Source organism: Saccharothrix stipae, from assembly GCF_054781895.1.
This window is the reverse complement of sequence record NZ_BAAGTN010000001.1, coordinates 682,419-695,663: the sequence shown is the minus strand read 5'-3', so window position 1 is coordinate 695,663 and position 13,245 is coordinate 682,419. Positions and strand designations below refer to the sequence as shown.

Annotated in this window: 8 protein-coding genes; 4 read left to right on the top strand and 4 right to left on the bottom strand. The window is 69.2% G+C overall.

Translation table 11 applies throughout. The features are described 5' to 3' along the window. Positions 1–217 precede the first annotated feature (217 nt). A complete protein-coding gene (locus ACYVLT_RS02930) occupies positions 218–973 on the top strand; it encodes a GH12 family glycosyl hydrolase domain-containing protein (protein WP_461118493.1) in 756 nt (251 codons plus the stop codon). A gap of 60 nt (positions 974–1,033) precedes the next feature. On the opposite strand, the gene ACYVLT_RS02925 is transcribed toward ACYVLT_RS02930, so the two are convergent. The 4 genes from ACYVLT_RS02925 to ACYVLT_RS02910 all read right to left on the bottom strand — a co-directional run bounded on the left by ACYVLT_RS02925 (position 1,034) and on the right by ACYVLT_RS02910 (position 6,552). Then, a complete protein-coding gene (locus ACYVLT_RS02925) occupies positions 1,034–2,551 on the bottom strand; it encodes a glycoside hydrolase family 43 protein (RefSeq protein WP_461118492.1) in 1,518 nt (505 codons plus the stop codon). 114 nt (positions 2,552–2,665) lie between these two features. After that, positions 2,666–4,765: a family 43 glycosylhydrolase gene (locus ACYVLT_RS02920; protein ID WP_461118491.1), complete on the bottom strand. Its 2,100-nt coding sequence runs from the start codon at positions 4,763–4,765 to the stop codon at positions 2,666–2,668. A 73-nt stretch (positions 4,766–4,838) separates the two neighbouring features. Further along, positions 4,839–5,021 carry a hypothetical protein gene (locus ACYVLT_RS02915; RefSeq protein WP_461118490.1) on the bottom strand — a complete coding sequence of 61 codons (183 nt, stop codon included), beginning with the start codon at positions 5,019–5,021 and terminating at the stop codon, positions 4,839–4,841. 94 nt (positions 5,022–5,115) lie between these two features. Further along, the gene (locus ACYVLT_RS02910) at positions 5,116–6,552 is read right to left on the bottom strand and encodes an endo-1,4-beta-xylanase (protein WP_461118489.1); all 1,437 of its coding nucleotides are present in this window, start codon (positions 6,550–6,552) and stop codon (positions 5,116–5,118) included. Positions 6,553–7,761: 1,209 nt separating this feature from the next. On the opposite strand from ACYVLT_RS02910, the gene ACYVLT_RS02905 reads away from it, so the two are divergent. From ACYVLT_RS02905 to ACYVLT_RS02895, 3 genes are all read left to right on the top strand, one after another. After that, entirely contained in the window at positions 7,762–9,408 is a 1,647-nt protein-coding gene (locus tag ACYVLT_RS02905; RefSeq protein ID WP_461118488.1) for a glycoside hydrolase family 27 protein, read from the top strand. Positions 9,409–9,566: 158 nt separating this feature from the next. Next, positions 9,567–11,039 carry a glycoside hydrolase family 43 protein gene (locus ACYVLT_RS02900; RefSeq protein ID WP_461118487.1) on the top strand — a complete coding sequence of 491 codons (1,473 nt, stop codon included), beginning with the start codon at positions 9,567–9,569 and terminating at the stop codon, positions 11,037–11,039. A gap of 406 nt (positions 11,040–11,445) precedes the next feature. Further along, positions 11,446–13,242, top strand: a complete 1,797-nt coding sequence (locus ACYVLT_RS02895; protein ID WP_461118486.1) for a glycoside hydrolase family 6 protein — start codon at positions 11,446–11,448, stop codon at positions 13,240–13,242. Positions 13,243–13,245: the final 3 nt, after the last annotated feature.

Here is a 13,245-nt window from a genome sequence, read left to right as displayed (position 1 = left end):
CGTGAACCGGCGGGCGTCCACCGGGTGTTCGACGGCGATTCGAAGAATCGCCGATCCCGGTGGGCGCTTGTCCGGAGGTATTCGACAGAAATCGACCAGACATTTCCACGAATTCGACTCAAAATTCGCCTGTCATTCGATATTGACAGTCGCAAAAAGCGGTGCGTAGCGTTTCACGGGCGTTAACCGCCGAATTTCGAGAGAAAGGTGGACCTTCGTGCTCAAAAGGTTCATGGTAACCGTGCTGGCCGCCGCCGCACTGGTGCTGCCCACGACCGGTACCGCGCAGGCGGCCGGCAGCTGTGAAGACTTCTACTCCATCACCATGGGCAAGTACTGGGTCAACAACAACGTGTGGGGCCAGAACTCGGGCCAGGGGTGGCAGTGCGTGTGGGACGTGTCGTCCGGCGGCTCGATCGCGTGGGGCACGAGTTGGAACTGGAGCGGCGGCCCCGGGCAGGTGAAGTCCTACGCCAGTTCGGTGCTGGGCTGGCACTGGGGCAACAAGCTGTCGGGCACGGGCCTGCCGGTCCGGTTGTCGGACAACAGGTCGGTGAACACGGGCGCGAGCTACACGGTCCGACAGAACACGGCGAACGTCATGAACGTCGCCTACGACCTGTGGCTGCACCCGACGGCCAACCCCGGCACGGCCAACCCGTCGGACGAGATCATGATCTGGACCTACCGCGCCGGCGGCGCCGGGCCGGTCGGCACGCGACAGGCCACCGTGTCGATCGCGGGGGCCACCTGGGACCTGTACCGGGGCAACATCGGCTGGGAGGTGTACTCGTTCATCCGGACGAGCAACACCAACTCGGCGACGTTCAACCTGCGCGACTTCACGTCGCACCTGTCGAGCCGCGGCTGGTTGAGCAACCAGAAGTACCTGACCAGCGTGCAGCACGGCACGGAGGTCTTCAGCGGGAACGGTCAGTTGGACGTGCACTCGTACTACGCCAACGTCGGCTGACCACACCGGACGCGGCGCGGCGGTTCCTGTGCCGCCGCGCCGCGTCCGGTGCCGCGGTCGTCACGCGGGGACGTCGGCGACCCGTTCCCGGTACTCGAACCAGTCGAAGGCCGCACTGCCCTCGGTGGTGTACATGCCGATCACCCGGCCGGTGAAGCCGCTCGCGACCTCGGTGGACAGGTAGCGCCCGTCCAGCTCGGCCAGCAGGTCGGTGCCGAGGTGGAAGGCGATCGTGTCGGGTCCGGTGGCCGCGATGCCGAGGTGGACGTCGTGCGCACCGGTCGCCGAAGGCGGCAGCAGGTCGTCGGTCCGGGTCGTCACCGTGAGCACGACCGGGCCGGGCGGCACCGCCCGCCGGGCCACGGCGTGCCGCAGCGGACCGATCCGCGCGATGACCTCCACCTGCCCGTCGCAGACCTCCAGGTCGTAGTGGTGCGCCTCGTCCAGTCGCACGGAGACCCCGGCGCGGGCCGACCCGGGATCCAGCCGCACCTCCACGTGGCACTCGGGGTGCTGCTGCCGTCGCCCGACGAAGGTGCACCCGGAGGCGTCCAGCGTCGACCCGGTCGCGTGCAGGGTGAGCCACCCCGGGCGCTCGGCCAGCGACCACGACGTGTCCGGCCGGCTGCGCGGCGAGATCCACTCGGGACCGAGCACCGGCGCGTCGAAGTCGTCACGCGCGGGTGAGGGCTCCCAGGGGTGCCACGCGCGTGGCGCCTCCGCCCGCAGTTCCACGGTGCCGATGCTCGGCCAGCCGTCGACCCACTCGACCCGGACCAGGAACGTCTCCCGGCCCAGGACGTGGAAGCCGGGGCTGAAGCCGCGGGGACGGGTGGCCAGCAGCACCATCCACCAGTCGCCCTCCGGGGTGGTCACCAGATCGGCGTGCCCGGTGCTCTGGACGGGGTGGTCGGTGCCGCGGTGGGTCAGGATCGGGTTGACCGGCGCGGGTTCGAACGGACCGCGTGGCGAGCGGGCCCGTGCCATCGCCACGGTGTGGCCGCGCTCGGTGCCGCCCTCGGCGATCATGAGGTACCACCAGTCGCCGATGCGGTACAGGTGCGGTGCCTCCGGCCACTGCAGGCCGGTGCCGGACCAGACCGTCAACGGTCCTTCGAGGACCTCGCCCGTCGCGGGGTCGATGCGGGCCACCCCGACACCGTGGAAGGCGGCCCAGCAGTTGCCCTCGTCGTCCCAGGCCAGGTCGGGGTCGATGCCCGGCAGGTCCACCCACACCGGGTCGGACCAGGGGCCTTCCGGACGTTCGGCGGTGACGATGAAGTTGCCGCCGCTGGAGACGTTCGTGGTGATCAGCCAGAAGCGGCCGTCGTGGTGGCGGATGGTCGGGGCGTAGATCCCCCGCGAGGGGTGCGAGTCCGGTGGCAGCGGCAGCTGCTCGGGCCGGTCCAGCACGTTGCCGATCTGCCGCCAGTGCACCAGGTCGCGGCTGTGGAAGATCGGCACGCCGGGGAAGTACTCGAAGCTGGAGCAGACGAGGTAGTAGTCGTCACCGACTCGGCACACGCTCGGGTCGGGGTGGAACCCCGCGATGATCGGGTTGTCGTACGACCGCGGCAAAACCCGCCTCCTGTGAGTGGGTCGAAGGGATGGTCTGGACGGGCAGTCGCTCGCGACCGCGGTGGTCGCGAGCGACTGCCCGCCGTTCGACCCGGTGTTCGTCGTCAGGGTAGGTCAGGGTGTGGTCAGGTCGAACTTGCGCACGGTGACCGAGCCGCCCAAGGCCTGGGTGGCGTGGTTGAAGATGCCGAAGCGGTAGCCCATGAAGAACTGCCAGGCGTTGTTGAGCGTGAACGCCGGTCCGAGCGGCGTGAAGTTCGTGCCGTCGGTGCTGTAGGAGAAGCGGGCTTGCCGGTTCGAGCCGGGTTGGATGTCGGCGTTGATCCGCAGCCAGATCCGGCCGCCGCTGATGCCGGCGCTCGCGGCCTCCGTACCGGTGCTCGTGGTGCGCCAACTGCTGTCCATGGCCAGGCCGTTGGTCATCACGACCCGGGACTGGCCGTTCTCGCGCTTGACGCCGATCCACGCCGACGACTGGCGCAGCATCGCCAGGCCCGACCGGTCACCGTCCCGCATGGTGCTGTAGTCCAGCTCGATGGTGGCGGTGGAGGTCGGCCCCTGGATGCGGTGGGTCAGGGTGTTGCGGGCGGCGTAGAGGTCGCCCGTGACCGTGGCCGTCTGCAACGTCAGCCCGTTGTTCACCGAGTACTTGGACGTGTCCGGGTCGTGGTTCCACTCCCACTGCGGGCCGAGGGCGGTGCCGGCGAACGTGTCGGTGCCGGTGAGCGGTTTGACCGGGCGGGGTGGCAGCGGCGAGGGGTAGTTCACGCCCCACCTGCCGTTGACGGTCTGCAACGTCGGCCAGCCGTCGGCGGTCCAGGTGATCGGTGCGAGCGCGGGCACCCGGCCACCGGGGTAGGCGTCCACGAAGGACATGTAGTGCCAGTCGCCGTTCTGCGTCTGCACCAGGCCGCCCTGGTGCGGCACGCCGCCGCCGGGGATCGGACCGGGCAGGTCGAGCAGGACCTGGCGCAACGTGTAGGGCCCGAACGGGTTGCTGGCCTTGAGCACGTACTGCCCGTTGGCGGGCCGGGTCAGCCAGATGTAGTAGCTGCCGTTGCGCTTGTAGAACCGCGCCCCTTCCAGGGTGCCGATGTTCTGCGGGGTCTGGAACACCTGCTGCGCGCGGACCTGGCTGCGCCCGTCGGCGGAGAGCTCGGCGACGCTGATGGTGCCGTTGCCGTAGGCGACGTACATCTTGTCGTTGTCGTCGATGAGCATGCCGGCGTCGTAGTAGCAGTTGTCGATCTGGGCGTGCCTGCTCCACTGCCCGTCGACGGCGGTCGCGGTGTAGATGTAGGTGTCGTTGAAGTCGATGCAACCGGCCCAGTAGTAGGTGCGGTTGCTCGCCCGGTACTGCAGCGTCGACGCCCAGATGCCGTTGACGTAGGCCCGCTGCCCGTTGGTCAGGTCGTACTTGGTGCCGAAGTCGAGGGACGGCACCGAGTGACCGGCGAACTCCCAGTTCACCAGGTCGTAGGACCGCAGGATCGGCGCGCCGGGGGAGTAGTGCATCGTGGACGCGGTCATGTAGTACGCGTCACCGACCCGGATGACCTCCACGTCGGCGAAGTCCTGCCACACCACCGGGTTGGTGTACTGGCCACCCGGCGCCGGCGTGGTCGTCGTCGTGGTGGGGCCACTGCCGACGGGGACCAGTTGCCACTGCTGGTTCGTGCCGCCCCAGTCGCTGTACTGGACGATGTTGGCGTTGTCGGCGGTGGAGGCGCTCTGCACCTCGACGGCCTTGTTGCTGTTGCGGTTGATCAACCGCACGTGGCCGTTGTCGGAGTCGGCGAGGCGGAACTGCTGGTTGGTGCCGTTGCCGTCGGCCCACTGCACGATGTTCGCGCCGTCGGCGGTGGAGAAGTTGTAGACGTCGAGCACCTTGCCGGAGTGGCGCGACTTGAGCCGGTAGTAGCCGCCGCCGGAATCGACGAACTGCCACTGCTGGTTCGTGCCGTCGTTGCGGGTCCACTGGGTGATGCGGCCGCCGTCGTTGGTGGCGCGGTTGTAGAGGTCCAGCGCCTTGCCGCTGTTGCGGTTCACCAGCACGTACCACGCGTTGGTGTCGACGGTCGCCGCAGAGCTGGTCGCCGATCCGAAGACGACCATCACACCGCCGAGCACGACCGCGGCCATCACCGCGGCCGTCCGCGCCACCAGGCCACGTCTCCGCGCGAGGCGCCGCGGGGGTTGATCGGGGGCAGACATGTCAGCTCCTTACCCGCCCTTCGGGCGGAGTGCGGCCCGGTGCCCGCACGGGCGTGCGGGGCGCCGGGGTCGGTCAACAGGGCGAGTTGGTCTGGGTCAGCAGACCCGTGCGGTAGGGCAGCCGGCTGTAGTCGCCGCCCGCGTTCGGAACGCTGGTCCGGGCCCGGCAGACGTGACCGTTGCCGATGTTGTTCCGCACGATGTCGGGCATGGCGAACACGAAGTTGCGCGGTGCCGTCTTGTAGCCCGGGCCCACGGCCGAGGCGGTGTCGAGGAACGTGTGCGTGGCGTCGTCGAGGGTGCGGCGAACGGCGGGGACGGGGGTTCCCGCCGTTCGCCGCGGTGCTGGATCAGCCCATCCGGACGAGCTGCCACTGCTGGTTGTTGCCGCCCGAGTCGCTGTACTGGACGATGTTGGCGCCGTCGGCCGTGGAAGAGCCCTGTACCTCGACGGCCTTGTTGCTGTTGCGGTTGATCAGCTTGACGTAGCCGCCCGACTCGACCGCGCGGAACTGCTGGTTGTTGCCGCCGTGGTCGGTCCACTGCTGGATGACGGCGCCGTCGGCGGTCGACGAGTTGGGCACGTCGAGGACCTTGCCGGAGTGGCGGGACTTGAGCCGGTAGTAGCCGCCGCCGGAGTCCGTGAACTGCCACTGCTGGTTGGTGCCGTCGTTGCGGCTCCACTGGGTGATGCGGCCGCCGTCGGTGGTGACGCGGTTGTAGAGGTCCAGCGTCTTGCCGCTGTTGCGGTTCACCAGCACGTACCACGCGCTCGGGTCGATGACGCCGGGCTGCGGGATGGTGCCGCCGTTGAGGGCGTTCAGGGTCGCGGTGTAGGCGGGCTTCTTGTTGCCGGAGCCGTCGAACAGCAGCGGAGTGCCGTACGCGCGCCAGGAGTCGGTGTCGCGGATGCCCCAGACGGTGATGCCGGTGCAGCGGGTGACCGCGAGGCAGGCCTTGACGACGCGTTCGTAGTTGGCCGCCTGCGCGGAGCCGGAGCCCTCGATGTCGAGCTCGGTGATCTGCACGTCCACGCCGAGGTTGGCGAAGTTCTGGAGCGTCGTCTGGTAGTTGCCCGGGACCGGGCTCTGTGCGTTGAAGTGGGACTGGAGGCCGACGCAGTCGATCGGCACGCCGCGGGACCTGAAGTCCTGGACCAGCCGGTAGACGGCCTGGGTCTTGGCGTGCGTCCAGTCGTCGGTGTTGTAGTCGTTGTAGCAGAGCTTCGCGTTCGGGTCGGCGGCGCGGGCGGCGCGGAACGCCGCCTCGATCCAGTCGTTGCCGGTGCGCTGGAGGTTGGAGTCACGGCGTGCGCCGGAGCTGCCGTCCTGGAACGCCTCGTTCACCACGTCCCACGCGTAGATCTTGCCCGCGTAGTAGGAGGCGACCTTGGTGACGTGGTTGAGCATGGCCGACCGGAGGGCGCTGCCGGACATGTTCTGCATCCAGCCGGGTTGCTGGGAGTGCCATGCCAGGGTGTGGCCGCGTACTCGTTTGCCCTGGGATCGGGCGAGGTTGACGATGCGGTCGGCGTTGCCGTAGGTGAACTGGTTCTGGTTGGGTTCGGTGGCGTCGATCTTCATCTCGTTCTCGGCGGTGACCATGTCGAACTCGCGCTGCAGGAGTCCGGAGTAGGTCGAGTCGCCGAGCCGGCCCGCGGCCACGGCCGTGCCGAAGTACCGGCCCTTCTCCGCCGCCGCGGCGGCCAACGTCGCGCCCGCCGCCTGGGCGGAGCCGGTGAACGCCGCCGTCAACGTGGTGGCGATCAGTCCTGCGACGAGCAGCAACGCCGTTGTTCTCGACCGACGCGTGAGCGTCGGCCGAATGACCGCTCGTGTCGAATGTTCCATCACATGTCCTTCGGATCGAACACCGCGGGCTCTGGTGCCTGCGGTGGCAGGGGGGACACCGTCGATGTCCGCACGGGCCGATCGCTACCCGAGGCCAGTTCGTGTTAGCGCTAACATGAAGACTTGGAAAGCCTCCTCGATAATGGAAGCGCATTTGGGCGCGGCAATCACGGCCACGAGCGTCGGTCGTGCCCTTCAGACTGTGAACGATGACACACCCTGGGTCAAGACGTAACGCAACTGTTTCGTGCTGGTTAGCCCGGTCCTCCGGGGCTTTGGGTCAGCGCCGGATCACCCGAAAGCCCTATCCGGCCTGCCGGCTGGGAGGGTGTGCGGCGCTGTCCAAAGGTGGGTCGAGGGTTGTTTTCAACGCCCGGACCAGGTCGAACTTCGTTCGACTTGCGATACGACCGGAAAGCTAAAGTTAGCGCAAACATTTTTAGCCGCGCGGATGCGTTGACCACTGATCGGGACGGTGGCTACCGTGAGGCTCGGTGGCCCCGCCGGCTCCGACCTCTCGTCCGAAGTTCGGCCCGAAGTCCGGCCGGCCGTCGGGAGTGATCGCTCGGCGCGGCGAGCCGCGTGCCTGCGGTGCGTCGAGGTGCTCCATCGCGATGGCCAGGCTCAGCCGGTGCTCGGCGCCCATTTCATTGTTCACGCTCACAACGGGCCCGTGTCGACCGGTGCCGCTCGATGCGCTGAACGGCGCAACTTCCCGATCGTCGTGCCCGCGCGCTGCTTTGATAACACCTGGTCCGCCTCCTCGCGGGTGGGTTGCTCAAAGTTAGCGCTCACATTTAGCTTTGACCCACCCCGGCGACCATAGTTTCATTGGCGTGACCTTGAGGCGCGCCGTTTCGGGTGTCATCCCGCCCGGTGCGCGCCGCCACGACCGCCGTCGAAGATGACGTGGGGAACTCCGATGCGACGAACTCCGGTGGCACGAACCGCGACGGGCACGTCTTGCCGGTCGCCCTCGGGGTGTGGTGTGCGACGAGGTGTGCCCAACCGAACCCGAGCCTGACGCCACCGCGTTCCGCGCTCGCTGTCGGTCGGCCCGCGTCGCGTGCTCACCGAGACCGACTCACCCTGCCGATCCCGTGACCGACGCCGCCGGCGTCCCGGTCGAAGCCGAAAGGGACGACGATGCCCACTGGCACGCGCAGACGACTCCTCCACCTCGCCGTCGCGGCCGCGGCGGCGCTGGGATTCCTCACCGCGGCGCCCACCGGGCCCGCGGTCCAGGCCGCGCCGGGCAGTCCCGCGCTCACCCCGCCACTGGGTTGGAACAGCTGGAACAGCTTCGGCTGCGGCATCACCGAGGGGCAGGTCCGCCAGGCCACCGACGCGATGGTGAGCTCGGGCATGCGCGACGCGGGCTACCAGTACGTCGTCGTGGACGATTGCTGGTTCGACCCGCAGCGCGACGCCCAGGGCAACCTGCGCGCCCACCCGACCAAGTTCCCCAGCGGCATGAAGGCGCTCGGCGACTACATCCACGCCCGCGGTCTGAAGTTCGGCATCTACCAGGCGCCCAACGAGAAGACCTGCGCCCAGGGCGTCGGCACGCACCCCGGCTCCACCGGCAGCAAGGGCTACGAGGTCCGGGACGCGCAGTCGTTCGCCTCGTGGGGCGTGGACTACCTGAAGTACGACTGGTGCTCGGGCAGCGGCACCCGGGACGAGCAGATCGCCCGGTTCAAGATCATGCGCGACGCCCTGCGCGCCACCGGCCGCCCGATCGTGTACAGCATCAACTCCAACAGCTTCCACGCGCCCACCGGTGACAAGTACAACTGGGGCGAGATCGCCGACCTCTGGCGCACCACCGAGGACCTGCTCGACATCTGGCAGAACGGCAACACCAACAGCTACCCCATGGGCGTGGGCAACGTCCTGGACATCACCGCCCCGCTCGCCGTCCAGTCCGGTCCCGGGCACTGGAACGACCCGGACATGCTCGTCGTCGGCCGTCCCGGGCTGAGCCTGACCGAGTCCCGGGCGCACTTCGCGCTGTGGGCGCTGATGGCCGCGCCGCTGATGGCGGGCAACGACATCCGCACCATGTCCGCCGACGTCAGCGCGATCCTGCGCAACCCGCGACTGCTGGCGGTGAACCAGGACCCGCTCGGCGTGGGTGGCCGCCGGGTGCGCGACGACGGCAACACCGAGGTCCTCGCCAAGCCGCTGGCCGACGGCTCGGTCGCGGTGGGGCTGCTCAACCGGGGCAGCGGCACGGCCACGGTGTCCACCACCGCTGCCCAGATCGGCCTGTCCGGCGGCTCGTTCTCCCTCACCGACCTGTGGACCGGGGGCACCTCCACCACCTCCGGCGCGATCTCGGCCAGCGTGCCGGCGCACGGCGTGGCGGCGTTCCGCGTCTCCGGCGGCAGCCTGATCTCCGCCACCACCTCCCGACTGCGCGGAACCGGCTCCAACCGGTGCGTCGACGTCGAGAACGCCTCCACCGCCGCCGGTGCGAACGCGCTGCTCCAGGACTGCCACACCGCCGCGGCCCAGCAGTGGACCAGTTGGGCGGGCGGCGAGATCCGGGTGTTCGGCGACAAGTGCCTCGACGCCTACAACCAGGGCACGGCGAACGGCACCCGCGTGATCACGTGGTCGTGCAACGGACAGGCCAACCAGAAGTGGACCTTCGGCACCGACGGGTCCATCCGCAACAACCACGCCGGGCTGTGCCTGGACGCCGAGCAGGCCGGCACCGCCAACGGGACCCGGCTGATCCTGTGGACCTGCAACGGCCAGAACAACCAGAAGTGGAGCCGCGCCTGACGCCTCGCCTGAACGGCGCGTCCGCCCTCCGGCGCCGTCGCGTCAGCACCCCGTCGGCACGGCTTCCGAGCCGGTCCCCTCGCACGGCACCGCGAGGGGACCGGCGTCCGCCGCGCCGGACCGCTCGACTTCCACCCGCGATCGGAGTGAGGAACACCGTGCGCACCGCCCGCAACCCCGTGATCGGTGGATCCCACCCCGACCCGAGCGTGTGCCGAGTCGGTGACGACTACTACCTCGTCTGCTCCAGCTTCGAGTACTTCCCCGGCGTGCCGATCTTCCACAGCCGCGACCTGGTGCACTGGCGGCAGGTCGGCAACGTCCTGCGCCGGCCGGAACAGCTGCGGCCGCCGGTCGGCACGCCCGCGTCGCGCGGGGTCCACCGGCCAACCATCCGCTACCACGGCGGCAGGTTCTGGGTGATCGCGACGGACATGTCGACGGGCGGCACGTTCGTCGTCACGGCCGAGCGGCTGGCCGGTCGGTGGTCGGACCCGGTGTGGATCGACCTGCCCGGCGTCGCGCCGGACCTGGCGTGGGACGAGGACGGCGACTGCTGGTGCACCACGTCCGACGGCGGCACGGCCCGCATCGACCCCTACCGGGGAACGGTGCTGGACGGTCCGTGGCGGACCTGGCGCGGCACGGAGACCCGGTATGCGCAGGCACCTCACCTGTACCACGTCGGCGACTGGTGGTACCTGCTGTTCAAGGACGGCCACGCGTTCGCGGTCGCCCGTGCGCGCACGCCGCGCGGGCCGTTCGAGCCCGCGCCGGGCACCCTCGTCGGCACCGCGGGTGCGATCCGGGGCGTCGGCCGCGCGGACCTCGTCACGACACCGGGTGGTGGCTGGTGGCTGGTGCAACCGGGAACCCGCGAACACCCGTCGGGCTTCCACGTGCTCGGGCAGGAGGTGTTCCTGACCCCCGTGCGCTGGGAGGACGAGTGGCCGGTGGTGGACGAGGTGACGGGAGCGGCGCCCACACCGGGGGAGTGCGCACCGCTGCCGCCGCTGCCGGCGCGCGACGACTTCGACGAGTTCGTGCTCGCCCCGTCCTGGATCTCCCCGCGCGGGCTGCCGGACGGGTCCTGGTCGTTGACCGAGCGCCCCGGTTGGCTGACGCTGCGCGCCACCGGCGACACCCTCGACCGCCCCGGCTGCACGTTCGTCGGCAGCCGGCTGCGGCACCCGGACTCACGGGTCTCGGTCCGGCTGGATCCCGGCACGGGCCGCGCGGGTCTGAGCATCCGGCGCGACGACGCGCACCGCTACGACTTCGAGGTCGTGGCCGGCCGGGTGGACGTGGTCGCCCGGATCGGGCCGGTGCGCCAGGTCGTGGCCAGCCGCACCAGGCGCCCCGGGCCGATCACGCTCACGGTGGTCACCCGCACGACCGACCTCGTGCCACCGTCCTTCGTGCGCCCGACCGACGAGTCCACCGGCGTCGTGCCCGCCGGACCCGACACCATCGCGTTCCACGTCGACGACGATCCGGGCCCCCTGGCGGAGCTGGACGGCCGGTACCTCTCGCCCGAGGTGAGCACCGACCCGGCCGGGCGGGTCGTCGGGATGTACGTCACGCGCGGCGTCGCGGCGTTCGACTGGTTCGACTACCGCGGCTTCGGCTGAGACCTGTGCACGTTAACAATGCAGGCGGAGCGCAATCATTCCGTTGGTTCAGGTGGGTGAACATCTTCCGGGAGCGCTCCCAACTTCCACCTGGCGGGTTTGCAAGATCGAATAGCGAAAGGTTTGCGCTGCGAATCAGCTAAAGTTAGCGATAACAATTTTAGCATTCCTCAGCAATTGACTGCACTGCTGTGCGTGGTTACATTCGACACCCAGAGTGAATCCTTCTCCGGCGGGAGACGCAACCGCTGCGCGGCCTTGCCGCGACCGTCCCAGTAAGCCGAGCTGCCCGGACCGAACGCCTCCTCGGTTCGGGTCGGCCGTCGAGCGAACCGCACGACTGGGAGCGCTCCCGGAAAATTTTTCCCCTTACCCACAACACAGCAACGACGCTGCGAGGACCTGAATGAATGCGACAAAACTGGCACGCGGCGGCGCCGCTGCCGCCGCCCTGACCCTGTGTTCGGGGTTGCTGGTCCTGGCGAGCACCTCGGCCAGCGCGGCACCCGGGTGTTCGGTCGACTACCGGGTCAACCAGTGGGACACCGGCTTCACGGCCAACGTCACGCTCAAGAACCTCGGCGACCCGATCTCCGGCGGGTGGACGCTGGAGTGGGACTTCCCGGGCAACCAGAAGATCACCAACGGCTGGAGCGCCACCTACGCCCAGTCCGGTCAGCACGTGAGCGCGAAGAACCCCTCGTGGTCGTCGTCGCTGCCCACGGGTGGGAGCGCGTCCTTCGGCTTCAACGCCTCGTACTCGGGCTCGAACGCCCTCCCCACGTCGTTCAAGCTGAACGGCACCACGTGCGGCGACCCGATCTCGACGTCCACCTCGACCTCGACCTCGACCTCGACGTCCACGTCCACGTCGACCTCCACGTCGACCACGACGACCACGACCACCTCGACCACGCCGGACAACCCGGGTGAGCACCTGCCCAACCCGTACGCGGGCGCCAAGGGCTACCTGAACCCCGACTACGTCGCCAACGTGAACAACCTGGCCGACGCGACCGGCGGCGCCCTCGGCACCTCCATGCGCAAGGTCGCCCAGCACTCCACCGCCGTGTGGATGGACCGCATCGGCGCCATCACCGCCGGCCGGGGGTTGACCGGTCACCTCGACGAAGCCCTGCGGCAGGCCGCCGGTGGCACGCCGGTGGTGATCCAGGTCGTCGTCTACGACCTGCCCAACCGCGACTGCGCCGCGCTCGCGTCCAACGGCGAGCTCAAGGTCGGCGAGAACGGCCTGGCCCGGTACAAGGCCGAGTACATCGACCCGATCGCCAGGATCCTGGCCGACCCGAAGTACCGCAGCCTGCGGATCGTCAACATCGTCGAGCCCGACTCGCTGCCGAACCTCGTGACGAACCTGAGCAAGCCCAAGTGCGCCGAGGCCAGCTCCAGCGGCGCGTACGTCCAGGGCATCCAGTACGCCCTGAACAAGCTCAGCGCGATCCCGAACGTCTACAACTACGTGGACATCGGGCACGCGGGCTGGCTGGGCTGGGACACCAACATGGGCCCCTCGGTGCAGTTGATCGGCAACACCATCAAGGGCACCACCAAGGGCGTCAACAGCATCGACGGCTTCGTGTCGAACATGGCCAACACCTCGCCGACCGACGAGCCCAACCTGCCCGACCCGAACCTCACCGTCGGCAGCCAGCAGCTGCGGTCCGCGACCTTCTACCAGTGGAACCCGTACTTCGACGAGGCCGACTTCGGCACCGAGATGCGCAACCGCTTCATCGCGGCCGGCTTCCCCAGCGGCATCGGCATGCTGATCGACACCTCCCGCAACGGCTGGGGCGGTCCGAACCGGCCCACCGGTGCGAGCGGTTCGACGGTGGACGCGTACGTGAACTCCGGCCGCATCGACCGCAAGCTCCACCGGGGCAACTGGTGCAACCAGGCCGGCGCGGGCATCGGCGCACGGCCCACGGCCGCGCCGCGGGCGGGCTTCGACGCCTACGTGTGGATCAAGCCTCCGGGTGAGTCCGACGGCATCGCGACCAAGACCGACGGCCCCAACGAGGAAGGCAAGCAGCACGACCCGATGTGCGACCCCGCCTTCCGCGGTGACGACCAGGCCAACGGCGGCAACCTGACCGGTGCCATGGCCGGTGCGCCGCACGCCGGTTCGTGGTTCCCCGCCGGGTTCACCTCGCTCGTCCAGAACGCGTACCCGGCCCTGTGAAGG